This window comes from Type-E symbiont of Plautia stali, from assembly GCF_059731115.1.
Genome location: NZ_AP035906.1, coordinates 1,740,064 through 1,763,930 on the forward strand (window position 1 = coordinate 1,740,064; position 23,867 = coordinate 1,763,930).

25 protein-coding genes and 1 pseudogene are annotated in these 23,867 nt (G+C 51.3%); 12 read left to right on the top strand and 14 right to left on the bottom strand.

Features of this window, described 5'->3' with window-relative positions; genetic code table 11:
- The first annotated feature begins 406 nt into the window (after positions 1-406).
- Together AC6I8L_RS07980 and AC6I8L_RS07985 are read left to right on the top strand one after the other, a co-directional pair.
- On the top strand, positions 407-3,187 hold the full coding sequence (locus tag AC6I8L_RS07980) for a flavocytochrome c (RefSeq protein ID WP_034821924.1): 2,781 nt from the start codon (positions 407-409) through the stop codon (positions 3,185-3,187).
- 134 nt (positions 3,188-3,321) lie between these two features.
- Positions 3,322-4,281: an FAD:protein FMN transferase gene (locus AC6I8L_RS07985; RefSeq protein WP_058959769.1), complete on the top strand. Its 960-nt coding sequence runs from the start codon at positions 3,322-3,324 to the stop codon at positions 4,279-4,281.
- Here the strand turns inward: AC6I8L_RS07985 and dcuR are convergent.
- The 4 genes from dcuR to AC6I8L_RS08005 form a co-directional block, all read right to left on the bottom strand.
- Positions 4,275-4,994: a two-component system response regulator DcuR gene (dcuR, locus tag AC6I8L_RS07990; protein WP_034821922.1), complete on the bottom strand. Its 720-nt coding sequence runs from the start codon at positions 4,992-4,994 to the stop codon at positions 4,275-4,277. The two genes, AC6I8L_RS07985 and dcuR, sit on opposite strands and share 7 nt — an antisense overlap.
- Complete coding sequence (locus AC6I8L_RS07995) at positions 4,991-6,622, bottom strand: sensor histidine kinase (protein ID WP_058959692.1); 1,632 nt, start codon at positions 6,620-6,622, stop codon at positions 4,991-4,993. Before AC6I8L_RS07995 ends, dcuR begins: the two co-directional genes overlap by 4 nt.
- A gap of 130 nt (positions 6,623-6,752) precedes the next feature.
- Complete coding sequence (msrA, locus tag AC6I8L_RS08000) at positions 6,753-7,289, bottom strand: peptide-methionine (S)-S-oxide reductase MsrA (protein WP_039334791.1); 537 nt, start codon at positions 7,287-7,289, stop codon at positions 6,753-6,755.
- 64 nt (positions 7,290-7,353) lie between these two features.
- Positions 7,354-7,920, bottom strand: a complete 567-nt coding sequence (locus AC6I8L_RS08005; protein ID WP_058959693.1) for a flavin reductase family protein — start codon at positions 7,918-7,920, stop codon at positions 7,354-7,356.
- Positions 7,921-8,027: 107 nt separating this feature from the next.
- On the opposite strand from AC6I8L_RS08005, the gene AC6I8L_RS08010 reads away from it, so the two are divergent.
- The gene (locus tag AC6I8L_RS08010; protein WP_058959694.1) at positions 8,028-8,531 is read left to right on the top strand and encodes a P-loop nucleotide/nucleoside kinase family protein; all 504 of its coding nucleotides are present in this window, start codon (positions 8,028-8,030) and stop codon (positions 8,529-8,531) included.
- Between the two features lie 64 nt (positions 8,532-8,595).
- On the opposite strand, the gene AC6I8L_RS08015 is transcribed toward AC6I8L_RS08010, so the two are convergent.
- Both AC6I8L_RS08015 and AC6I8L_RS08020 read right to left on the bottom strand, forming a co-directional pair.
- Positions 8,596-9,024 carry a hypothetical protein gene (locus AC6I8L_RS08015; RefSeq protein WP_058959695.1) on the bottom strand — a complete coding sequence of 143 codons (429 nt, stop codon included), beginning with the start codon at positions 9,022-9,024 and terminating at the stop codon, positions 8,596-8,598.
- A 69-nt stretch (positions 9,025-9,093) separates the two neighbouring features.
- On the bottom strand, positions 9,094-9,486 hold the full coding sequence (locus tag AC6I8L_RS08020) for a VOC family protein (protein ID WP_058959696.1): 393 nt from the start codon (positions 9,484-9,486) through the stop codon (positions 9,094-9,096).
- A gap of 302 nt (positions 9,487-9,788) precedes the next feature.
- On the opposite strand from AC6I8L_RS08020, the gene AC6I8L_RS08025 reads away from it, so the two are divergent.
- Entirely contained in the window at positions 9,789-10,568 is a 780-nt protein-coding gene (locus tag AC6I8L_RS08025; protein WP_058959697.1) for a hypothetical protein, read from the top strand.
- Positions 10,569-10,754: 186 nt separating this feature from the next.
- Here the strand turns inward: AC6I8L_RS08025 and AC6I8L_RS08030 are convergent, their stop codons facing one another.
- The 4 genes from AC6I8L_RS08030 to alaE all read right to left on the bottom strand — a co-directional run bounded on the left by AC6I8L_RS08030 (position 10,755) and on the right by alaE (position 13,672).
- Positions 10,755-11,495 (bottom strand): SDR family oxidoreductase, encoded by a 741-nt coding sequence (locus tag AC6I8L_RS08030; protein ID WP_058959698.1) that lies wholly within the window; start codon positions 11,493-11,495, stop codon positions 10,755-10,757.
- A gap of 392 nt (positions 11,496-11,887) precedes the next feature.
- Positions 11,888-12,172 carry a biofilm development regulator YmgB/AriR family protein gene (locus AC6I8L_RS08035; protein WP_058959699.1) on the bottom strand — a complete coding sequence of 95 codons (285 nt, stop codon included), beginning with the start codon at positions 12,170-12,172 and terminating at the stop codon, positions 11,888-11,890.
- A 478-nt stretch (positions 12,173-12,650) separates the two neighbouring features.
- Complete coding sequence (locus AC6I8L_RS08040; protein WP_058959700.1) at positions 12,651-12,911, bottom strand: hypothetical protein; 261 nt, start codon at positions 12,909-12,911, stop codon at positions 12,651-12,653.
- A gap of 323 nt (positions 12,912-13,234) precedes the next feature.
- Complete coding sequence (alaE, locus tag AC6I8L_RS08045) at positions 13,235-13,672, bottom strand: L-alanine exporter AlaE (protein WP_153012272.1); 438 nt, start codon at positions 13,670-13,672, stop codon at positions 13,235-13,237.
- A gap of 258 nt (positions 13,673-13,930) precedes the next feature.
- On the opposite strand from alaE, the gene umuD reads away from it, so the two are divergent.
- The 6 genes and pseudogenes from umuD to AC6I8L_RS08075 all read left to right on the top strand — a co-directional run bounded on the left by umuD (position 13,931) and on the right by AC6I8L_RS08075 (position 17,757).
- Positions 13,931-14,353 (top strand): translesion error-prone DNA polymerase V autoproteolytic subunit, encoded by a 423-nt coding sequence (gene umuD / locus AC6I8L_RS08050; protein ID WP_034821888.1) that lies wholly within the window; start codon positions 13,931-13,933, stop codon positions 14,351-14,353.
- On the top strand, positions 14,353-15,615 hold the full coding sequence (gene umuC / locus AC6I8L_RS08055; protein ID WP_034821883.1) for a translesion error-prone DNA polymerase V subunit UmuC: 1,263 nt from the start codon (positions 14,353-14,355) through the stop codon (positions 15,613-15,615). Before umuD ends, umuC begins: the two co-directional genes overlap by 1 nt.
- Positions 15,616-15,769: 154 nt before the next feature.
- Positions 15,770-16,366: a DsrE family protein gene (locus AC6I8L_RS08060; protein WP_058959702.1), complete on the top strand. Its 597-nt coding sequence runs from the start codon at positions 15,770-15,772 to the stop codon at positions 16,364-16,366.
- A gap of 63 nt (positions 16,367-16,429) precedes the next feature.
- Positions 16,430-16,615: pseudogene (locus tag AC6I8L_RS08065) on the top strand (sigma 54-dependent transcriptional regulator); the annotation flags it as partial.
- Between the two features lie 258 nt (positions 16,616-16,873).
- Complete coding sequence (locus tag AC6I8L_RS08070) at positions 16,874-17,134, top strand: hypothetical protein (RefSeq protein WP_058959703.1); 261 nt, start codon at positions 16,874-16,876, stop codon at positions 17,132-17,134.
- Between the two features lie 311 nt (positions 17,135-17,445).
- Positions 17,446-17,757 carry a hypothetical protein gene (locus AC6I8L_RS08075; protein WP_058959704.1) on the top strand — a complete coding sequence of 104 codons (312 nt, stop codon included), beginning with the start codon at positions 17,446-17,448 and terminating at the stop codon, positions 17,755-17,757.
- A gap of 32 nt (positions 17,758-17,789) precedes the next feature.
- Here the strand turns inward: AC6I8L_RS08075 and AC6I8L_RS08080 are convergent, their stop codons facing one another.
- The 4 genes from AC6I8L_RS08080 to AC6I8L_RS08095 form a co-directional block, all read right to left on the bottom strand.
- Positions 17,790-18,848: a YeiH family putative sulfate export transporter gene (locus AC6I8L_RS08080; RefSeq protein ID WP_058959705.1), complete on the bottom strand. Its 1,059-nt coding sequence runs from the start codon at positions 18,846-18,848 to the stop codon at positions 17,790-17,792.
- A 158-nt stretch (positions 18,849-19,006) separates the two neighbouring features.
- On the bottom strand, positions 19,007-19,519 hold the full coding sequence (locus tag AC6I8L_RS08085; RefSeq protein WP_034821865.1) for a GNAT family N-acetyltransferase: 513 nt from the start codon (positions 19,517-19,519) through the stop codon (positions 19,007-19,009).
- A gap of 169 nt (positions 19,520-19,688) precedes the next feature.
- A complete protein-coding gene (locus tag AC6I8L_RS08090; RefSeq protein WP_058959706.1) occupies positions 19,689-20,372 on the bottom strand; it encodes an outer membrane protein in 684 nt (227 codons plus the stop codon).
- 110 nt (positions 20,373-20,482) lie between these two features.
- The gene (locus tag AC6I8L_RS08095; RefSeq protein ID WP_202403471.1) at positions 20,483-20,776 is read right to left on the bottom strand and encodes a hypothetical protein; all 294 of its coding nucleotides are present in this window, start codon (positions 20,774-20,776) and stop codon (positions 20,483-20,485) included.
- Between the two features lie 538 nt (positions 20,777-21,314).
- On the opposite strand from AC6I8L_RS08095, the gene otsB reads away from it, so the two are divergent.
- Positions 21,315-22,103 (top strand): trehalose-phosphatase, encoded by a 789-nt coding sequence (gene otsB, locus AC6I8L_RS08100; protein WP_034821859.1) that lies wholly within the window; start codon positions 21,315-21,317, stop codon positions 22,101-22,103.
- Positions 22,100-23,539, top strand: a complete 1,440-nt coding sequence (gene otsA / locus AC6I8L_RS08105) for an alpha,alpha-trehalose-phosphate synthase (protein WP_058959707.1) — start codon at positions 22,100-22,102, stop codon at positions 23,537-23,539. Before otsB ends, otsA begins: the two co-directional genes overlap by 4 nt.
- The last annotated feature ends 328 nt before the right edge of the window (positions 23,540-23,867 follow it).

Sequence of the window (23,867 nt, forward strand, 5' to 3'; positions counted from 1 at the left end):
ATCAATAAAAAATATTCACTGTTTTTTAATTTTTATCTTTTGCTTTTTATTTAACTTTCTGTCTGCTGTGGATTAAACGCTACAAACTATCGAAACGCGAAAAATCGAGCAAAATGAGGCGGGTTGGAGGCTTTTATCTTTATGATAGTACTACATTTGTTTTAAATGTAAGGAAAAAGTTGATTTTTGTCAAGTCTTGGTTAAAACTTAGCGGAGCGCCTATTCTGGCAATGAGCATTAAATATCATTTCCAAACGTAAAACTTATATAACTAACATTCTGGGTTATGTAACTAAATAAAATGGTATATTTACGCCATGAAATCGGACCACTTAAATAATTATAAAGCCGCGCCGAACCGCCAAAGAATTGAATACACAATTTCTTAATTCTGGAGTTGCTCATTATGAATAAGCTCACCCCAATCCTTAACCCGCTAACGCTGCCGAAAGGTGCGGTGCTGAAAAACCGTCTGGTGATGGCCCCGATGACCACCTGTACCGGCTATTTTGACGGCGGCGTCACCAGCGATTTGGTCGAGTATTACCGCGTACGTGCGGGCAGTATCGGTACGGTGATTGTCGAATGCTGCTTTATTGATAACCGTGGCCCGGCTTTCCCTGGCGCGTTGGGTATCGACAGCGACAACAAAATTGCCGGGCTGGCGAAAATCGCCCATGCGATCAAATCTGAAGGTTCAAAAGCCATTCTGCAGATCTATCACGGCGGCCGCATGGTGGAACCGGCGCTGATTGGCGGTAAAACCCCTGTTGCACCGAGCGCCATTGCCGCACCGCGTGACGGTGCCACCAAACCGCAAGCGCTGACCGCCGAAGAAGTCGATGTGATGATCACCAAGTTTGGTGATGCGGTAAACCGCGCGATCAAAGCCGGTTTTGACGGTGTTGAGATCCACGGCGCGAACACCTATTTGATCCAGCAGTTCTACTCACCTAACTCCAACCAGCGCGACGACAAATGGGGCGGCAGCCGCGATAACCGCGCGCGCTTCCCAATGGAAGTGCTGGAGATCACCCATAAAATGGCCGATCGCTTTGCGGCGGCTGACTTCATCATCGGTTATCGCTTCTCACCGGAAGAGCTGGAAGTTCCCGGTATCCGTTGGGATGACACGATGTATCTGCTGGAAAAACTGGCGGCGCGCGGTCTGGACTACGTGCACTTCTCCGTCGGGCAGCTGCTGCGGCCATCGATTGTCGATACCAAAGATCCCACGCCCCTGATCACCAAATACCTGGCCGAACGCTCTGCCACGCTGGCGAAAGTGCCAGTGATTGGCGTGGGTGGTGTGGTGAATAAAGAAGATGCCGAGAACGCGCTGGAGCACGGCTTTGATTTGGTGGCGGTCGGTAAAGCCTGCATCGCCTATCCGGACTGGGCCGACCGCATCATCAAAAACGAGCACATGGAGCTCTACATCGACAGCACCAAGCGTGAGGCGCTGACGATTCCAGAACCGCTGTGGCGCTTCTCGCTGGTGGATGCGATGATCCGCGACGTTAGCGATGGCCATCGTAAATACAAAGCCGGGGTTTACCAGGCGAAAGTGGAAGCCGAAGCGCTGAAGCTGAAAATCAATGTGACGCTCGACACCGACCGTATCACCGATATCTCACTGGTGCCGGATCCCAGTCTGGATGTCGACTTTACCAGTACCTTCGAAAGCCTGCGTGAACGCATTCTGGTGGCGAACAGCCCACACGTCGATGCCATCACCGGTGCGACCACGCAGAGTGAGGCGCTGAAAAAAGCGGTGTCCCGCGCACTGACCACGTCAAGCAAAGAGTATGTGATTGAAGAGGGCGGTAACCCGAACGCACCGGTCAATTATGACGTGGTGGTGGTGGGGACTGGCGGTGCCGGTCTGGCGGCGGCGATTCAGGCGCACGATGACGGCGCACGCGTGGTGATCATCGAGAAGATGCCGACCATTGGCGGTAACACCATCAAAGCCTCGGTGGGCATGAACGCCGCCGAAACCCGCTATCAGAAACTGAAAGGCATCGAAGACAGCAAAGAGCTGTTCTACGAAGAGACGCTGAAGGGCGGTAAATTCAAAAACAACCCGGTGCTGCTGCGCGAGTTTGTTGAGCAGGCGCCAGAAGCGATTGAGTGGCTGGCGGCGAAAAATATCGAACTGTGCGACATTACCATCACTGGCGGCATGAGCATCGACCGTACGCACCGCCCGGAAGACCGTTCAGCGGTAGGTGGCTTCCTGATCAGCGGCCTGGTGAAAAACGTCAACCAGCGCGAAATCGAAGTGCTGCTGGAGACCTCCGTTTCAGAAATCCTGGTGGAAAACGGTGCCGTTACCGGCGTCAAAGTGGTGGATGAGTACAATGACAGCCGCATTCTTAATGCGAAAAGCGTGATTGTCGCCACCGGCGGTTTCAGTGCTAACCGCGAGATGGTGGTGAAATATCGCCCGGAACTGGATGGCTTCGTGACCACCAACCACAAAGGTGCCACCGGTAGCGGTATCGCTATGCTGCAAAAAATCGGTGCGGATACCGTGGATATGGGCGAGATCCAGATTCACCCAACGGTTGAGCAGACTACGTCTTATCTGATCTCTGAAGCGATGCGTGGCGGCGGGGCGATTCTGGTCAGCCAGGCGGGTCATCGTTTCTACAATGAGATGGAAACCCGTGACAAAGTCTCTGCTGAGATCATCGCACTGCCAGAGAAAAGCGCATGGATCGTGTTTGATGAGCAAGTCCGCGCCAACAACAAAGCGGCCGACGAGTATATCGCCAAAGGCTTTGTGATTAGCGCACCAACCCCGCACGAGCTGGCGGTGAAACTCAACATGGATCAGGAAGCGCTGCAAACCACACTCGGTCGTTACAACGAGTTTGTGGCGAAGCAGGATGATGAAGACTTCGGTCGTAAGACGGCGCTGCGGCACCCGCTGAATAAAGGTCCGTACTTCGCCATCCGTATCGCCCCAGGGGTGCACCACACTATGGGCGGCGTCACCATCAACACCGATACCGCGGTGCTGGATGCGCAGAAACAGGTGATTCCCGGTGCCTGGGCTGCTGGTGAAGTGGTCGGCGGTATCCACGGTGCGAACCGTATCGGCGGTAATGCAGTAGCGGATATCATCATCTTCGGTATCAAGGCCGGTCACAATGCGGCTAAACTGGCGTTAGGAAACTAATTAACGTTAATTACCCAAAATATTGCGTACCAGTGTAAAACGTTAGAGTGTGAATTCCGGTGACTGACAACCGTCGGTCACCGGGTGACATGCATAAGGCACTGGCGTGCAATATGGCGGGTAAACGAGGCTCTATGACCGAAGGCGTCTACTCTTACTCCGCTGTTCTGATGGGTTCCCCCATTCTGCTCAAACTGTTCGACGATAATCCCACCTTAGCCCGTCAGGTCTTTCAACTTATCAAGCAGCAGGAAAACCTGTTCACCGTCAATCGTGCCGAATCCGAAGTGATGTCGATCAACCAGGCAGCGGGTTGCCATGCGGTGCGCGTCAGTGAGGCGGTGTTCCGGCTGATCAGCGTGGCACACGCCGTCAGTGTGTCACCCGGCAGCGCTTTTAACTTCACCATCGGCCCGGTGGTCAAACGCTGGAAGATTGGTTTTCAGGGGCGTGCCGTGCCTCCCGCCAATGAGATTGCCGCACTGTTGCCGCTCACCGATCCACATCAGGTGATCCTCAACGAAGAAAAGCGCTCGGTGTTCCTGCAACAGCCGGGCATGGAGATCGATCTCGGGGCCATCGCCAAAGGGTATATCGCGGATGTGGTGCAAACGTTTTTACGCCAGCAGGGCGTGCCGCAGGCGCTGATCAATCTCGGGGGCAATGTGCAGACCCTCGGCGCACCGCCGCATGAGCCACAAGGCTGGAGCATCGGCCTGAAAAAGCCGTTTGGACGCGAGGATGAACTGCTGGGTGTGCTGCAGGTGCAGGGTAAATCGGTGGTGACATCGGGGATTTACGAGCGCTATTTCGAACTGGACGGCAAGTGCTGGCACCATATCTTCGATCCCCACACCGGCTATCCGCTGGATAACGAGTTGCTGAGCGTGACGGTAATTTCCGACCGTTCGCTGGATGGCGACATCTACACCACGCTGCTGTACGGCATGGGCGTCGAGCAGGGGCTGGCTTATCTGGCCGACCAGCCCGATCTGGATGCGGTGTTCGTCACCCGCGATCGGCAAATCATCTGCTCTTCACCGCGCCACTTTCAGTTCCAGCAGCGCGATGTCGACTGGCAGCTGCGTTACTGACAGTATTGCTGCAACAGCGAATGGTATTCCGGCTGTAAACGATAGCGATACACCGGACGGCCGGTGGCGCCGTAATGAATGCTGGTGAACAGAATATTAATCTGCGCCAGCCAGATCAGATATTTACGGCACGACACGCGCGAAATATTCACTTCCGCCGCCAGCTCATCGGTGGAGAACTCATGGCCGGGATGGGCATCAATCCACTGACACAAGGTGCGCAGCGTCTGCGGCGTTAAACCCTTCGGCAGGCGCTTGTTGTCATGCTGCGTGGCCGGGTTACCATGGATCAACAGATCGACATCAGACTGCTGATAGTAGTGCTGATTATCCATCAACGACTTCTTCTGCCGCCAGCTGGTGAGCGCTTCTTCAAAACGCGGGAACTGGAACGGCTTGATCAGATAATCCACCACGCCGTAGTGCAGCGAAGTTTTGATGTTTTCGGCATCGGCAGCGGATGAAATGATGATCACCTCTACCGAACTCTGGGCTTTGCGCAGTTCCGGCAACAGGTCGAGGCCATTCTCTTGCTGCATGTAGATATCCAGCAGCACCAAATCAATCGGGGTGTCGCTGTTGAACAAAATCTCTTTGGCCTGCTTCAGGGTCGAAGCGGTCCCGCAGCAGTGAAAGCCCTGAACCTGACCGATAAACGAGCGGTTCAGCTCAGCGACCATGGCGTCATCATCGACCACTAACACATTGATCATGCGGATTGGTTTCCTCCATCCCAGGGAAGTTGTACTAAAAATTGGGTAAATACGCCGGGTTCTGACTCAACGGTCACGCCGCCACCGAGGTTTTCCGTTTGCTGTTTCAGCAGGAACAGGCCCACACCACGGTTCTCTCCTTTGGTGGAGAACCCTTTATCAAAAATTGTCGCCAGATTGGCCGGCTCAATGCCGGGACCATCGTCACTCACTTCGCACGCCAGCCAGCCATTTTGATAGTGCAGCATCACGTGGATCTCGCCTTCGGTCTGCTCGCTGAGCGCATCGATGGCGTTCTCCACCAGATTACCGACCACGGTGATTAAGGCCGCCATCTGGTCTTCGTTACCGCTGTCGGGCACAAAGCTGGCATCGCTGATGGTCAGGCGATGACCACAATCCGAGGCGCGATTGATCTTGCTCAGCAGGAAACCGGCAATCACCGGTGACTTGATGCGATCGAGCAAATAGCCAATCTCAGTCTGGTAATTATTGGCGGTTTTCAAAATATACGCTTCCACCTGCGCATAGTTTTTCATGTGCAGCAGGCCGAGGATCACGTGCAGCTTGTTCATGAACTCGTGCGAGCGCTCCCGCAACGCATCGACGTAGTTTACCATGCCCGTCAGACGCTGCATCAGTCGGCTGATTTCGGTCTTGTCCCTGAAAGTACAGACCGCGCCAATAATGCGTCCCTGGCTGCGTACCGGCACCGTATTGCACAACAACAAGCGACCATTCACATTCAGCTCTTCATCACGACGCGCACGGCCGCTGTGCAGCACATCTTGCAGGTGTTGGTTGATCACCGAGGCATCATCAATGCCCTCGTTATCAATCATACCGCTGGACGACGGCTCATTAAGCAGGGTGCGCGCGGCCTGATTCACCAGCGTCACCTGCGCCTGATCGTCCATCGCCACCACGCCCTCTTTGACCGAGTTGAGAATTGCCTGACGCTGCTCAAACAGAGTGGAAATCTCGTAGGGTTCGAGGCCGAACAAGATGCGCTTCAGCACGCGCACCAGCACCAGGGTGCCAATCGCACCCGCCAGCGTACCAATCAGGATGGTCCAGATAATACTCCAGCGGCTTTCGTTGATTTGATCGGTGACGGCATCAAGGGAAATACCAATCGCCACCACCCCAATCTGCCGATCCTCCGCGTTATACACCGGGGTAAACACGCGCAGCGCTTTTGCCAGAGAACCTTTGTTAACCGAGACATTCTCATGGCCGCGCAGGGCGGGCCCAATGTCTTCGCCGATAAAGTGCTTACCGACCAGTTCCGGATTGCGATGAGAATAGCGGATACCGTCCATATTGGTGACGGTAATAAACAGCAGATTGTTGCTCTCTTCCACGGCTTTCGCGATGGGCTGAATATTGGCATTGGCCACCGGTTGCGTCAGCGCCTGCTGAATCTCCGGCGATCTCGCCAGCGTGCGGGCCACCGCCATGGCTTTATCTTCCAGCTGGGCGCGGGTTGAAGCACCAATCTGGAAGAAATAGAACATGTGCACACTCAGCAGCACCAGCACGATCACCGCGCTGAGCATCAGCGTCACCAGCGTGTTGAGTTTCATGGGCCGCTTGCGCGCGGGGATTGCGGGTTGAGGCGTGGTCATCATCGCTCCCTGAAGAGAAGAGGGCGCTATTATGACGCTTTAATGCAAAAAGGTCGTCATAAATGACGACCTTTGATGGTGATAAGCAGACTGGATGCGGCGTGCAGAGGCCGCATCTTAGGGGGCTGGATTAGCCCTGCTTCACGCGGTTGGCAAAGCTCTTACGCAGCTTCTGCAGTTTCGGTGGAATCACCGCCATGCAGTAGCCGTTACGCTGGCCGGCGCCATCCCAGTAATCCTGATGATAATCTTCTGCCGGATACCACTCTTTCAGCGGCTCGATGGTGGTCACCACCGGCACGTTGAGATCGGCTTGCGCACGCGCAATGGCGGCAATCGCTTCGGCTTCCTGCTCTGGATTCGCCGGGAAGATCGCTGAACGATACTGGGTACCGACGTCGTTGCCCTGACGGTTCAGCTGCGTTGGATCGTGCGTCGCAAAGCTGATATCCAGCAGGTCGCCATATTTCACTTGCTCGGGATCGAAACCGACGCGGATCGCTTCGGCGTGGCCGGTGGCACCGCTGCACACCTGCTCATAGGTTGGGTTCGGGCGCTCCCCGCCGGTATACCCACTTTCGACTGACTCCACGCCAATCACATCTTTGAACACTGCTTCGGTACACCAGAAACAGCCACCGGCGATCACCGCATATTCGGTTGCCATTGTTATTACTCCTGTCAGGTCGAAAGCGTTACTGTGAGGGCGCTCGAAGGCGAATTCAAGCCGCCTAAATTAACATTTCTGGCTTAAAATCATGGTGCTTGTCGAGCACGCTATTGCTCATTACGGTAAACCGTCCTTCGCCAGTGTAGTGCAGCGTCGGCGGAAATTCCGGTTTATCGGCCACGTGCGCTTTAACGATTTCGAAAATAAAGAAGCCGTAGTTATTCACCATCGAGTCGTCATACAGCTGACACTCAAAGCTGGCGAAGCACTCATCGATCAGCGGCGCATTCACCACTTTTGCCGGTTCTGGCGTGAGGTGAAAGGCATCGAACTTATCGAGGCGATCGCCATGGCAGTTACCAATCGCCACCACGCTGTCCACCAAATCCGCCGAGGGGATGTTCATCACGCACTGTCCGCTTTGCCGAATCAGCTCATGACTGTAGTTACCGTTGGCGATCATGCAGCCCACCAGTGACGGCGAGAACTCCAGAATGGTGTGCCAGCCGAGCGTCATGATGTCGTGGTGATCTTCAAATTGCGAACTCAGCAACACCACCGGACCAGGTTCCAGATACTTCCGCGCCTTGCTGACCGGAAAGTCGATTTTGTGCAGGCGTTGACTCATCATGCGGCTCCTTATTTTTTACAGAGATAGCGTAAGTGTAGATGCCAGGCTTTACTGGACCGGCATTTAACGGCATGGTAGAGCGTCATTTTATCTGGAGCTGGCTAATGGAATCTGCGTCTGTGTCCACATCTCGTCCTGTTTTGCATCTGCTGTGCGGTAAAATCGCTGCCGGAAAATCCACGCTGGCACATCAACTGGCCCAACAAACTGGCGCGGTGATTATCAGCGAAGACGCCTGGCTGGCACATTTGTTCGCCGAAGAGATGCAGGATGTTGCGGACTACGTGCGTTGTGCGGGCAAGCTACGTAATGCGATGACGCCACACCTAATCGCACTGTTACAGCGAGGTGTGTCAGTGGTGCTGGATTTCCCGGCGAACACCGTCGGCCAACGTCAGTGGATGAAGGCGGTGATCCAGAGTGCACAGGCGGAACATCAGCTGCACTTTATCGATGTGCCCGATGCGCTGTGCAAGAGCCGTTTGCATGCGCGTAATGCAGAAGGTGAACATGACTTCACGGCGACCAATGCGCAGTTCGAGGTGATTAGCAGTTACTTCGTCGCACCGCACGCGAATGAAGGGTTTAATGTGGTGATGCACGGTTAAGACTGAAGATGACTGGCTGGGTATTTGTGCCTGTCATCTAATATTGGCCCCTCAAAGTTTCCAGCTATTTATTGAGATGATTGATGATTCTTTTGAGGGTGTTGTAGGGGCCTTCAAGCGTGATGTCATTACCATCGTTACTTATATAAATACGCTGAGATTTGAATCTTCTGTATTTCGCTATCTGCAGCTCATAATAACCTTGCTCAGTTTGCTCGTAATGGTATTTCTCCAAAACTGAATCCAGGTCGCTTTGGCGAATGGGGGTCTTAAATGTAAGCCACGCAATATTAGTAAGCCAAAAGCTTGCTGCAAGCCCGCATAGCATACCGGTAAAGCCACCTGTGATATTGCCATGAGTTAATTGGGGTAATAGCCATTTGATCACGCCTGAAAGGAATAGGCCGATGAGAATAAAAAATGCAATTCTGAATCGGTCCTTTTGCCATTGTTTTATCAGACCAAGGCGATGAAGCGAATAGTGAAATTTCAATTTTTGACTCCTTTCAAAATGTTAGTCCGTTATTGATTGTAGCGTTATCCGTTCCTTGATGGCGAATCGTTATCCCGCATTTTCCAATATCTGTTTTGCCTGTGTATATTCCCAGGACGTTATTTCAATCTTGTTGCCACTGAGATCGCTGAAGTACAGGGACATAGAGACATCGTGATCACTGACGGAATAAGCGATTTCTTTGCACTTGAGGATAGGTATGAGTTCGAGAAACGCGGATGCCTGCACGGCAAAAGCCATGGTATGGCCTGGGTGCTGGGATTTTCTCAGGAAAAGGGAAAGCGATGCGCCATTATTCCTGATGACCAGCGGCCCTCCTTGTTCAAACCAGAAGTACAGCGAGCTATCGCGGGTGAAGCCAAGGGTTTCCTGATACCAGCGTTCTGCTTTATCGATATCGTCAACGTAGACGTGGATATGGTCGATTTTGGTTATGTTCATGGTAGGTGCTCCTTAATTGTGCTTTGGAGATGTTTGCTGAAGAATTTGCGAGATACAACTGTTTGAGCACAGCACAACACGGGATTTACCATAATGCTTGGGAGTATTTGTGATAACTATGCCAGCCATCAGCATGAGGCGGATTGGAGAGGGGGGACCGTTATGAGCGTGAAGCAGACAGCCACACTAAGTGTTTAAATAAGCTCCTGGACTATGGTTAACCCATCAGTTAAGTTTGTTTCCGACCTGTCGATCTCTCCCTAACAGGGGCGTTTATTTCTAAAATATGTTAAGGATAATTCATGAGTAATGGAGCACAATCATTTTCTAGTCAATTGCTAATTGCCATAATTTCTATATCTTTAGGATCATTTCTTTTTGCTGGAATTTTAGAAAACTACAAAAAAGACCAAGGTCTTCAAGAGGAACTTATAAAGGATTACTTCAGGCCAATGAGGGAATTACAAAGTTCTTGTTCATCTTCACACAATGAACTTTTTCTAAAGTATGGGGAGTTATCTGGATCTTATCAGCTTATGTCTAATGAGATAGTACATATGACTGTGACCCCTGATTCGAAATTAGGCCAATATTATGAAGCTCTTCCGATGTCTATTATTAAAGCAAACGTGGAGTTAAAAAAGGGAGTTGAAGACCTTGAAATAACGGTAAAGAAATGCAAGACCGATTTATTTCTCAAGTATGAAGAGCTTTCATTAGTTACTGGGTCATATCCTGAATTCATGGAGCTGTCCAAAAAATATACAGATGCGATTAATTCCATCTATTCAGAAAGACAAAAAAAAGCCAAGGAGAATACAAAAAACTTAGACCCTAATCAGTTAATTCCCTTAATGCGGAAGTTTATTGCTATGGACGAATCTATCGACGCAAATAAATCCATGCTTGTCAGTGAAATGGAGAGGATGTCCAAACTAACATCTCAGCATAATTTAATAATGGCAGAGTATGAGGAGTTAATATTCAAAAAAGATTATGATTTATTTCTAAGTCTTCATGATTTGTATGCAATAAAAATCAGTAAAAAGTATTCAGATGGATTTATCAGTTGGGTGTTTTAAAATATGATAACTCATCAACCACCACTCTTACTGTGAAGAAAGCGTAAACCTGTGACGGTCATTAATGTGTTAGGTAATGTCTGCTTCTGACACGGAGCAGACCTGCAGCTGGGCGAGATCCACTATGAGAGAACTGCAGACTGTATTGAATCTACTCGATAGATTTCATAACTCCTTTTAGAAACATCAGTAATGTACCAGCCCGCCGTCTACAGCATACTGGCTGCCGGTAACATAGGATGCGTCATCGGACAGGAGGAAGAGTGCAACCGCAGCGGCTTCTTCTGCTGTGCCTGCGCGACCTAAAGGAACCTGGCTTACCACGAAATCTTCAAACTGCTGACGCGACTCCTCTGGCATAAAGTGCCTGAAATTAGTTTCAATTGGGCCTGGCACTAAAGTGTTGGCGCGAATGCCACGTTCCGCCAGCGCAGATGCCCAGCTTTTGACCATTGCGATAACGGCACCTTTCGTCGCTGCATACAGGCTTGTCATAGCCGCACCTTCGTAAGTTGAAGAGGACGAAGTAACCAGAACGGATGCACCTGAATTAAGTGATTTTGATAGGGCGGCAAGCTGTAGCATCGGGCCGCGCACATTTGCGTTCATCATACGATTAAAAGAATCCGCCGTTACAGATTCCGGAGAACTGACCTCCGCGAAGCCAGCATTGAGCCATAATCCATCAAGTGAACCCCAATCGCTAATAGCTTCCTTTAGCGTATTGATGTCAACTTCGCTTGCAGAGTCACTTTTCAAAATAAGCGATGTTTTAGGCAGCAGAGTACGGGCGCGTTCCAGTCTTTCTTCACTGAGCCCTGTAATAGCTACATCACCACCCTCAGCGATAATGCGCAGCGCGCCTGCCAGTCCCATGCCACTTGTACCACCAGTGATCAGTATACGTTTACCCTGAAACCTGCCCATGCTTAGTCCTTTTTTTGGCGGAGGAATGAGCATTTACCTTACGTAAACAAAACACTGTTCGTCATCCATTTCATTACGCAACTAAGGCATTGCTGATTGAACTACAGCTTCTGGTACGGAATGGACCAACTGGCGAGATGTCAGGTCGGCTTTCAGCGTGAAGCAGATCTTGCCTTTCCGGCGCGAACAGCGTCGAAATTTGCAGGCGCCTAATATGACCTCACTAAATAAGGTGACAGAAAATCCTCCACTTCGTGTTTGTCGATACCTGGCGTATAGCTGATACCTGCATTCTTTAAAATATTGAGTGCTTCCCGTCTGTTTCCTTGATGTGGGGCTTCTGTCGCAACAATATCAATGGCCGAGGATGTGCTTAGCCTTCATAAACACTGTTACCAGTTGAAGTATGCCCAGCGTTCCGCTTCACCCGGTGTCATCCCGACCACGATTTTTAGGGCGTTGAGTAACAGATCGATTTGCACGGGATCAGAGGCCTTCTGCACTTCAGTGATCAATTGCAAAATCACGGCGCCGTTGGTGACTCTCACGCCACGTTGGGTGATTTCACCCGCGGCTGCTTCAATCACAACGGTTTCAGCAGTGGCTTTGTCGCGAAGCGCATCTAAGTGAAGGAAAGACTTCGCGCTATTGGTTGACTGTTGTGCGCTCTGATACATGATTTTATCCCTTATGTCCGCTACTCAAACGTCATTATGGTCAGGCTGTAACGTATAAAAATCGCAATCTATTAGTAGAGTGCGGATTTTGTACATGGTGGAATTTCGACTGATATCGAAACCGCATATGAAATAAATTTAGCGCATTTTGTCAAAATTGGGAGGGCGGTGATCACCAAAAACCGTTCTGGCATCGTCCATAAATCTTATTAGACCAATTTATGCTCAAAGGCATCTTCGATGTTTGCGGTTTTATGCGGGGATGGTTTACGTGGAGTGTGTTATCAGCTTATGCCTGATAACTCAGTTGCTTCGCCAGTGGTGTAGCGAAAGACTGATTCTGGCAAATCATTTTGAGAGTGTCGTCCCTGACAGTGTCTCCGGCCGGTATACACTCACGTGTAACCGATGAGGTTATCCGCTTCGTCGTCTTCCGGCCGGAACCGGATTACGTCCTTTGGCTTCAGTTCATTTATCGTTAATTCAGTTCATTATTCAGGCTAACTAAGGTCTGCAAATAAGGTATTTGCTCCTCGGCGACTGAAGATGACTCAAAACTCATTAACCAGTTTCTGGCTTTAGCGATTTGAGTCAAGCGGTCAATATCATTCTCTGATTTAGACATCAAACCAAGCTGTGAAAAAAGGTTTGCAATACTGATTTCCTTTCGACATAAAGCAAGGCTTAATGCAGCTTCACCAATGATAATATGGCTTTTTTCATGATCTTGAAATAACACTGAAAATCCTCCATCAGATCGAATTAATGACAACCTCAATTTAAACTTAGAAGCTATTTTCAATATTGCATTACGACTCGTCTTAATAATGTCATGGTGTGGATTTTCATGATCAATAAAAGCGGAGCCTTTAAATATTCAATCTGGCGTTTCCATCATGCGGAATGGGGGTGTTCATTTTTAATACAGCGTGAGGCACTGGTTTTAATGATTTTATAAAAAATGGATTATTTATGTGGGAAAAGTGCCTGTTCATCAAAAGGTTAACACACCCTTTCACAGGCTATTCGAATCATTTTTGTTCGCTTCCGGTTGAGAATCATTTAGCTATCCAATGACATCGGCTTTTCTCCGCCCGGCGGCAAACCAAACAACCCCCGCACCCAATTAAGAAACGCGCCATAAGGCCTTCCCAAACACAGCATCATCAACGCAGCACCGAGCGTCCCACGCACCAGTCCACTGCCTGATGCACCGCTAAAAGCAATGATTGCTGCATAGATCGGCACCTGAAAACTCACCAGCGCAACACTGTCCCACAGCAGCTTCGAAACCCGGCCCGATCCCGCCCGCTGCATCACCCAATCGCGCCACAACCCGTAAGGGCGGGCAACCGGCACCATCAAAACGGCACCAATCAAACGGGCATGCAGAACCTGATCCCACGCCATGCCGGCGATCCATCGTTCATTAATCATGCCCGTCATGGTGAAAAATAAAATCAGTGCAGTAGTATCCGCAATAAAGGCCGTTCGGCGCATGCTCTGGTCTTGAGGTTGAGGCAAAGTGCATTTCCTATATGAAGTCGTGAGAAAAACAGTCGTTCAACTTTGTAGCGAACCCTCATTTCACCCTAGCCCAAAACCACCGCAGCACATCCATCTCACCGTTAAAACCCGCCAAAACTAAATCTCCTTTCCTGCCAACTGCTTTGCACCATCCCGAAGGATCCCGCTTGATCAAACAACCCGATCAGTAATACTGTGTTTATATACAGTATATTTTCGAAGGCCATCATTATGGTGTTTTATCAACCGGCGGAACTCCGCGCCATCCTCAGTTTGCCCTTGTTTATCAGTCGTGTGCCGTGCGGTTTTCCGTCACCGGCGCAGGATTACGTTGAGCAGCGTATTGACCTCAATGATCTCTGCGTCACGCATCCCAGCGCCACTTACTTCATCAAAGTCAGCGGTGACTCGATGATTGAGGGCGGAATCAGTGATGGCGATATGCTGATCGTCGATAGTGCTGTAGAACCCGAGCAGGGTGATGTGGTGGTGGCTGCCATCGCGGGGGAATTCACGGTGAAGCAGCTGATGCTGAAGCCTTGCTTGCACCTCAAACCGATGAATGCGGCGCACGCCATCATTCCCATTCCCGACCCGGATCAGTTTGAGATTTTCGGTGTCGTTAAACATGTCATCAAAACGCTGAGACGGTAATGTTTGCGCTGGTGGATGTGAATTCATTCTATGCCTCGTGTGAGACGGTGTTCAGGCCGGACCTCAAAGGCAAGCCGGTGATTGTGTTAAGCAACAACGATGGCTGCGTCATCGCGCGTTCGGCCGAGGCCAAGAAGCTGGATATCGGCATGGGCGGCCCCTATTTCAAAATCAAAGATGTGTTGCGTCGCCATAACGTGCATGTGTTCAGCTCTAACTATGCGCTTTACGCCGACATGAGTCTGCGCGTGATGACAATACTGGAAGAGATGGCGCCCGCCGTTGAGATCTACTCCATCGATGAGGCGTTTATGAATCTGACGGGCGTGCGGAATTGCCGCGTGCTGGAAGAGTTCGGACGGGAAATCCAGCAGCGGGTGAAACGCGAAACGCATCTGGCGGTAGGGGTGGGGATTGCGCCCACCAAAACCCTCGCCAAGCTGGCTAACCATGCCGCTAAGAAATGGAGCAAAACCGGCGGCGTGCTGGATCTCTCCAACCTTGAGCGGCAAAAGAAGTTAATGGCGTTAGTCGATGTGGCGGATGTGTGGGGCGTAGGGCGTCGTATCAGTAAGAAGCTGAATGCCATGGGCATCAATACCGCGCTGGATTTGTCGGAGCAGAGCACCTGGGTGATCCGCAAGCATTTCAATGTGGTGCTGGAGCGCACCGTGCGAGAGTTGCGCGGTGAGCCCTGTCTCGAACTGGAAGAGTTTGCGCCCGTGAAGCAGCAGATTGTCTGCTCACGCTCGTTTGCGGGACGTATCACGGAGTACGCCGATATGCGTGAAGCGGTGTGCAACTATGCCGTGCGCGCCGCCGAAAAGTTGCGTGGCGAACGGCAGTATTGTCGACAGATCGGCGTGTTTATTCGCACCAGCCCGCATGCGGAGGGTGAAATCTTTTACGGTAATCAGGCGATCATTAAAGTACTAACGCCCACCAATGACAGCCGCGATATTATCCGCGTGGCCACCGAGGCGCTGGATCGCATCTGGCGGGAAGGGTGCCGCTATATGAAAGCGGGGGTAATGTTAGGTGACTTCTTCAGTCAGGGTGTGGCGCAGCTCAATTTGTTTGATGACATCCAGCCGCAGGCGAATAGCGAAACGCTGATGCGGGTGATCGATGGCATTAATCAAAGCGGGAAAGGGAAGCTATGGTTCGCCGGACAAGGAATCCAGAAATCCTGGGCGATGAAGCGTGAGATGTTATCACCGGCGTATACCACCCGATACGCAGATCTCCCGGTGGCGAAGTAAATAGCGGATTAGCGCATAACATGAGCCGCCACTTTTTACCGGGCGTTAGGAAATGGCTGAATATTCCCGTAAACCGTCACGATAAGCCGACAAAATGCCAATCCATGCCATACTTGGCAAGGCCGATTTTTCACGATGTCGTGGGGGAAAAGAGATGCGTTCAGTGGTGATTAGCGCAGTTGTCGCAATAGCGGGTGGGGTGTGTGGTGCCTTACTCAGCCAAAATGAAACCCTCTTTGCCCCGAAAGTGAGTGCCCCAGCTTCCGATCCCGCCATCAACTGGACCACGCCCGCTATTGCCGGTTACGGCAAAGTGCACTATGACGCCAGCAGCGCATTTCAGCCCAGCAGTGCGCTGAGTAACAAAGTGGTCTTCAAAGTCAGTCGTGGCGCGGAAGAGCGCAGTCAGGTTAATCCGGCGCTGGAGCATGTGGCACAAGTGGTGAATACCTATGTGGCGGCCGGTGTGCCGGTACAGCAGCTAAAATTTGTGGTGGCGGTGAATGGCGAAGCGACGCCCGCGATGCTGGAAAACACCCGCTTTCGACAGCTGTTTGGTGTGGATAATCCTAACCTTGCGCTGATATCGGCGCTGGAGCAGCAGGGCGTTAAAGTCACGGTGTGCGATCAGGCGCTTGCATGGCATCACTACGAACCTCAATGGATTGCAGATTCAGTGATCCATACACCTTCCGCACTCACCACGATGACCACGCTGCAAAATCAGGGGTACGCTTTACTGAGTATGTGAGTTTGTGGCTTTGCTGGCCCTTGCAAGAACCTCAACGCCATGATTGCTGCTTCTGCTAAATGACTCTTCGATCAAAAACAACTCGAAACCGTGCTGGAAGTCTGCCAACACACCACAACATTATCTGAAGCGGGCCGACATTTATTTGCGGTCTCGCGGCAGCATAAAAAACAGCCAAATGATGCCGATCGCTTACGTAAATACCTTATGCGCTTTGGGTTGAGTTGGGAAAATATCCAGAAAAAATGAAAGCTATCATTTGAGGCGCTGAGCGGGAAATTCATATGGGATGGCTTTGCATTACTGGAATCTTAAAAGCACGCTGCGCTTTTAATTGCCACCATACCAGATGAATGTCTTCGCTTGGCCTTTGCGTTCGGTTTAATTAAAACATTAATTAAATCAATGGCAATACAATCCAGGAATAGACTGTTTTTTCTTCAAGGCGCTGTAAATTACGCGGCGATTTTGCTTTAATTAACTGACGAAGCAAGATGAGAGGACAGCATGACAAAAGCCTATATAACAAAATATGCATTAACCCGGGGCATTTACATCGCAGAAGGCGAACTCAAAAACGATGGCGAGGTATTTGTACAGCGTCGCGATCGTGAGTACAACTTTGAGCAGTTCTTTAAGAAAAAAGAGTTTCAGTTAACCGAAGAAGAAGCCCTGGCGCGTGCGGATAAAATGCGTGCGGCGCAACTTAAAAAGCTGGCGAAGGAATATCAAAAACTGAGTGAGCTGGAATTCACGATTAAAGAGTGAACGTAAGTCAGTGGATGTTCGTCAATTGACTGATAACTCGTGGGTCTGTTTGTTTGATGGGTAACTGAAAGAAATGCGTTAAGATTTCGAAAAAATAATGAAACCCCATTTTATATTACGACCCAAGCCCTGTGAAACGCCGCCTTCAGGTGGCGTTTTTAATTGTCCGATCGCACGAATATTGCGCGCTATTGCTGAAAAATAGTATGGGTGTGTAAGAATAGCGAAGCGGCGAGAGGTATTGCCGATTATGTTAATTCGCAGACTTAGGTTACTGTAATATTACGGACCAATAATAAGCAGAGGTTCGCGTGCGCGAAAACGAGATCGATATCAATTATTACGCCACCGAAATCCGGAAATTAGCAGCAGCACATCAGGCCGGAGAAACGCTGAGTGATGTAAAGGCCAGGGTGGATAGCCTTATTCAGCGAATGAAGGAGAGTCTTGGTAGTGATAAAGCCTGGCAGGCGAAGAATTGGGAGGCACTGTTGGATCAGTTGAATATCTATTTGACCAACAAGGTCGATCCAAAGTGGATGACCGTGATCTCCCATGCGAAATTTCGTATTAAAAGCCGCAGACAGACAGCCATCTATTCACGAAAACACTTCAAACAATAAGGCATTTGCCGCCCGGTCGGGCGGCAAATAAGTTATCCAAGCCAATGATGGATGGTGAGGTTTATCGCGCCGCCGCCGACAATCAGCCAGATAAATAACATCAACCCTAACAGCAGCGGACGAAGACCGGCTCGTTTCAGCTGACTGATATGGGTAGTAAGACCCAGTGCGGCCATCGCCATGGCGAGCAGCACGTTATCCAGCTGATTAATGACCGCAATCGCCGAGGCGGGAATCAGATGCGCTGAGTTAAACAGCGCCACCAGAATGAACGCCAGTGCAAACCATGGGAAAGTAATACGCTGTTTTTCCCCGCTGGTGGCCGGTGCGCTGCGGCGTACCATCACCCCGATCACCACCAGGAACGGTGCCAGCATCATTACGCGCAGCATTTTGGCGATCACCGCCGCATTTTCTGTTTCCGGGCTGATAGCATGTCCGGCCGCCACGACCTGCGCCACTTCATGCATGGTCGAACCGGTGTAAATACCAAATTCACTCAGGCTCAGGCCCGGCAGTAATGGCGAAACGCTATGCCAAATCAGCGGGTAAAGGAAAATCGCCAGTGTACCGAAGATCACCACAGTCGCGACCGCCACCGCCACTTTGGACGATTCGGCTTTAATCACCGGTTCAGTCGCCAATACGGCGGCGGCACCGCAAATACTGCTACCTGCACCAATCAACCACGCGGTTTCACGATCCAGTTTCAGGATTTTACGTCCCAGCCAGCAGGCGAGGGTAAAGGTGCTGGTCAGCATCAGTACATCAATCACCACACCGCTGACGCCGACATCCAGCACCTGCTGGAAGGTGAGACGGCAGCCATAAAGGATAATGCCGAGACGCAGCAATTTCTGTTTGGCAAACTGTACGCCCGCGTCGCAGTGACCGTGCACCGTCGGGTAGAGCGTGTTGCCGAGAATGATTCCGCCGATGATGGCCAGCGTCAGGGCGCCTAACCCCAGCTGCGCGACCGACGGCAGATTACCGAGCCATGCCGTTGCCAGCGCAATGGCCGCCGTAAGCAGCAAACCGGGCGCGAAATGCGCCATACCCTGTGAGTGTTTGTGTAGAGAGATATCAGCCATAACGCCTCCTGTGTTGCCGTTATGATGCGGAGAGATGGCTTGAAAGAAAAACTGATTATATCGTTAGAACAAATCTGAATAAGTGGTAAAGACGGGGATGAACGCAGATAAAGGCGGAGAGGGCGCGGCGAAATCGATGTTCGCGGCGCCTTATCGGGTTAGATCACCATACCCAAAATTTGCAGCGTGCTGCGCTGCGAGGCGGTGACGAACGGGATGTCTTTGATGTGCTGCATGCCAAAGGCTTCCCAAAACTTACGTGCACGCACGTTTTCAGCCATCACTTCCAGCCACATGTAACCTTCCTGCTTCTCACGGGCTTCATTGATGATGCTTTGGAACATGATTTTGCCGAAGTTCTTACCGGTCTGATCGGGATTCAGGTAGAGCTTATTCAACATGGCGCCCGTCATGCCGGAATCAGGAACCGGTGTATTCCAGGTGACCTTGGCAAAACCTACCGGGTGATCGGTCTCGGCGATCAGCCAGCTCTCGTTTTCTGCCGCGAGGCTGCTCTGCAGCACCGTCAGGCCATATTCTTTATCGATAAACGCATCCATTTCGTCGGTTGAAACCCACATATGTTTGAAATGCGCGCTGTAGGTCATGCGTCCCAGCTGATGAAGCAGTTCCGCGTCCTCGGCCTGAGCCTTGCGTATGGTGAAATTCATGTAAGATGTCCTGTTATCCGTCCCTATTGATGGTCGTGCAGCCAAACGTTCCATCGCTGACTTTTCAGCAGGGTACTTTAACAGGGAGAGACGGTTCCGACACATGCTAAGTGTGGAATCAGAATAGTGATGCGCCCTCCGACTGGAGAGCGCAGGGATGCGTAAGGCATCAGAACAAATAACGGGCTCCCAGAACAAACTGGTTTTCCACCAGATGTGCTTTCATTTGCTCATCTTTAAGGCCACGAGCGTTCCCGAACGTATTGTATCCGCTCTCTATTTTGCCCATATCCACATAACGGTAGCCAAGGTCCAGGCTCACCTGCTCAATCGGCGTGTAGCTAATACCGACGCCGACACTGTAGGTCAGGTTGTTTTGCGTGGTTGAAGCATACTGACGAGAGGAGTTGCCTTGCCAACCGCCTGCTTTGATTTTACTGACGCCGACGCCTGCGGTGCCGTACAACGCAACCTTATAGCCGATTTGATAGTCACGATACACGTTCAGCATCAAGCGCTGGACATCGGTTTGCAGATGGTTATAGCTGGAAGTGAAAGTCGATGAACCACTGGTGAATTCGGATTTCTGACCAAAGGTATATTCGCCTTCCGTGCGCCAGCCATTGCCCCATTGATAACCGGCTGCAAGCGCTGCCGCGCCGTTATGTGCCTTTTCATTGCCTGCAACAAATTGCCCCACGCCAGGACGTGCGCTGGTATCCATCTCTTTGGCACGTTGTTCACTTTGCAGATATTTTGCAGAGGCGTAATAGCCTTCACTGGTTTCGGCTGCAACAGCGCTGCCCGCAGCAAACAGCATAGGCATAGCAAAGATTAACGCATTAAGTTTCATATGATTCCGTTCTCATTCTTTATCAGGTAGAGAACGCATCATAAGAAAGGCCAATCACGAGAAAAATTCGGTTGAATACTTAGGCAACCTGGTAGAGTTACGTAAGGTAGCTAAGAGCCTAAACGCAAGGTTTCAGCGCGCCTGGCGGTCTCATAAACGTATTGCAGCATCGGCTCTAAATCGGCATCCGGCCCGGAGCTGATAATTTTGCCACGCAGCCACTCAATTTCGCTGGTGATATCGGGATGGAAAATGGTGTTGTTCTGCGCGTTACGCAGCCATTTCAGCAGAAAGTTATTCTTGCCACGCACGCCGGCGGGTTTGCGCGTTTTTGCATTGATTTTCAGCGCCACCAGGATGCAGTAATAGAAATGCACGCGCTGACTGTAGCTCTGGGGGATCATAGGCTGTTACCCGCCATGACATCGCAAAAGTGTGAACCTGATCGGATTTTCATCGTCCTGAATGCCTGCCTGAAAGCGCCATTTGGCGCAGATATGGGCCTTTATCGGCCTTTTTTCCGCCTTGAATCGCGCGGTAACCGCACCATAAGCCAATCGGCGGCGCGGATGCAAGTAAGGAAAATCTGGTAAATGAGGCGTCACCAGGGAAAGAGGGCGGGCAAAATTTAAGGTCTTAAAAAAGCGAAGCGTTATAAAAGGAAAGGGGCGATTTTTTGCCGTTGCAAAGACCTGAAACAGACACTTTTCTCATGCATTAACCCACTGTGCCTGGCAAAACTGTGATCTCCGTCTAGACTTAATGCTGACGATGTTCGCAGTCAGGTTGCTGTGTTGGCTATAAAGTTGTGCGTTTGTGGAGAGTTACCTATCGCAGTCCCTCGTTTTTGGCTCAATCTCCTCGCCTCAGTCCAGACATCCAACTGAAAACACCCAGCCTGACTTCGAACATCCTGTTAAAGCCTAATGAACAGGAGGAGACGTGACCCCTGCGGTTAATCAGAACAGCACCTTGCCGTCACTCAGCGGCGGTCTTTATGCCTTCTTTTTTGATGTCGACGGCACATTAGCGACCATTCAGTCGCAACCCGAGTCGGTTTCCATCCCCGCATCGGTGCGCCAGCATCTGCAACAAATCTCCAATCTGAGCCATGGCGCCCTGGCGCTGGTATCGGGCCGTCCGATTGCGCAACTGGATGCACTGGTTGCGCCACTGGAAGCGCCTGCGGCGGGCGTGCATGGTGCGGAACGCCGTGACGCCAGTGGGCACGTGCACCGGCATTCGCTGCCTGGCGACATTGCGCAAACGCTGCAAACCGAACTGCAGCAAACACTCGACCAATGGCCAGGCACCCTGCTGGAAGTGAAAGGCATGGCGTTTGCGCTGCACTATCGCAACGCGCCCGAGTACGAAAAATCCATCATGCAACTGGCGGAAGACGCCGTGACGCGCTTTCCTGCGCTGGCACTACAGCCGGGCAAGTGTGTGGTGGAGCTAAAACCGCAGGGCATCGATAAAGGTGCTGCGGTACGTGAATTTATGCAAGAAGCCCCCTTTATTGGCCGCATTCCGGTCTTCGTGGGTGACGATCTGACCGATGAAAAAGGATTTCTCGCCGTTAACGCCATGCAGGGCATTTCAGTCAAGGTCGGAGAAGGCGCCAGCCATGCGCGCTACCGTCTCGACAGCGTTGATGCGGTATGGCACTGGCTGGCGCAACTATTATTACAACTAGAACATGACATCGTCGGTAAGGAGTCAAGGTTATGAGTCGTTTAGTCGTGGTATCTAACCGTATCGCCATTCCGGATAAAGGCAAAGCCAGCGCGGGTGGTCTTGCGGTGGGCATTTTGGACGCGTTACGCACCACCGGAGGCTTGTGGTTTGGCTGGAACGGAGAAATCAGTGAATTCTCTGGCGAGGAAGAAGATGAGCCACTTTCGCAGATGGAACAGGATGGCATTACTTATGCCTCACTGCCGCTCAATCAGAACGATTATGATCAGTACTACTGCCAGTTCTCTAATACCGTTATCTGGCCGGCCTTCCACTATCGTCTGGATTTAGTGCAGTATCAGCGCGAAGCCTGGGATGGCTATTGCCGTGTGAACACCTTGCTGGCCCAGCGCCTGAAGCCGCTGCTGCAACCTGACGATGTGTTGTGGATCCATGATTACCATCTGCTGCCGTTTGCGGCCGAGTTGCGCAAACTGGGCGTCAACAATCGTATCGGCTTCTTCCTGCACATTCCGTTCCCGACGCCGGAGATCTTCAATGCGCTGCCACCGCATCAGACACTGCTGGAGATGCTGTGCGATTACGACCTGCTGGGATTCCAGACCGAGTCCGATCGCGTAGCCTTCCTCGATAGCCTCAGCCAGTTGACGCAGTTGCAGAATAAAGGCGAGAAGAAACACCGTGCCTTTGGCAATACCTTTATGACGGAGGTGTATCCGATTGGTATTGAGCCGGATAGCATCAAAGAGATGGCCGAAGGACATCTGCCACCGAAAATGGCGGCGATGAAACGTGAGCTGGGCGATGTACAAAATATTATTGCCAGCGAGCGGCTCGATTATTCAAAAGGATTGCCGGAACGCTTTCTGGCTTATGAGGCACTGCTGGAGAATTTCCCGCAGCATCGCGGCAATATCCGTTATTCACAAATCGCGCCGACGTCCCGTGGCGATGTGCAGGCCTATCAGGATATTCGCCATCAATTAGAGACAGAAGCGGGGCGTATTAATGGTAAGTACGGCACGCTCGGCTGGACACCGCTCTATTATCTGAACCAGCACTTTGATCGCCGCCTGTTGATGAAAATCTTCCGCTTAACCGATGTGGGTCTGGTCACGCCACTGCGTGACGGCATGAACCTGGTGGCGAAAGAGTATGTTGCCGCGCAGGACCCGGACGATCCGGGCGTGCTGGTGCTATCACGCTTTGCCGGGGCGGCGAACGAACTGACATCGGCACTGATCGTCAATCCTTACGATCGTGATGAAGTCGCCGCCGCACTCGACAGAGCGCTCACCATGCCGCGCACCGAGCGTATCTCGCGCTACAACGACATGATGGCGGTGTTGCGCAAGCAGGATATTACGCAATGGCGTGAGAGCTTCCTGCGTGATTTAAATGCGTTACCTGCGCGCAGCGCCGATCATGGCATGGCCAATAAAGTCGCGACCTTCCCGAAACTCGCTTAAATCTGCTTCCCGGTGCGCAATGCTGCGCACCGTTTTCACTGCCCATCTTAAACCTGCGAAATCGTTTTCATTTCCTTAAGGAGTAACTGCCTGACACGGCAGCTAAAATCGCACGTTTTGGTTAAAAAGCGTGCAATCGAACGTGAAAAAAGCTTTTTTTTCATGTCGGCCCTAAAGGTTTGGTTGGTCAGGCCGATAGTTATCTCAAATCAATGCGTCAAATCCCCAATTCATTCATATCACTAATGTAACGCACTGTTACATCCACTGCCGTTCGCTAAACACTCCCTACAAAGCCCTAACAGTTCCCAGGCGCGCTGCGACCAGT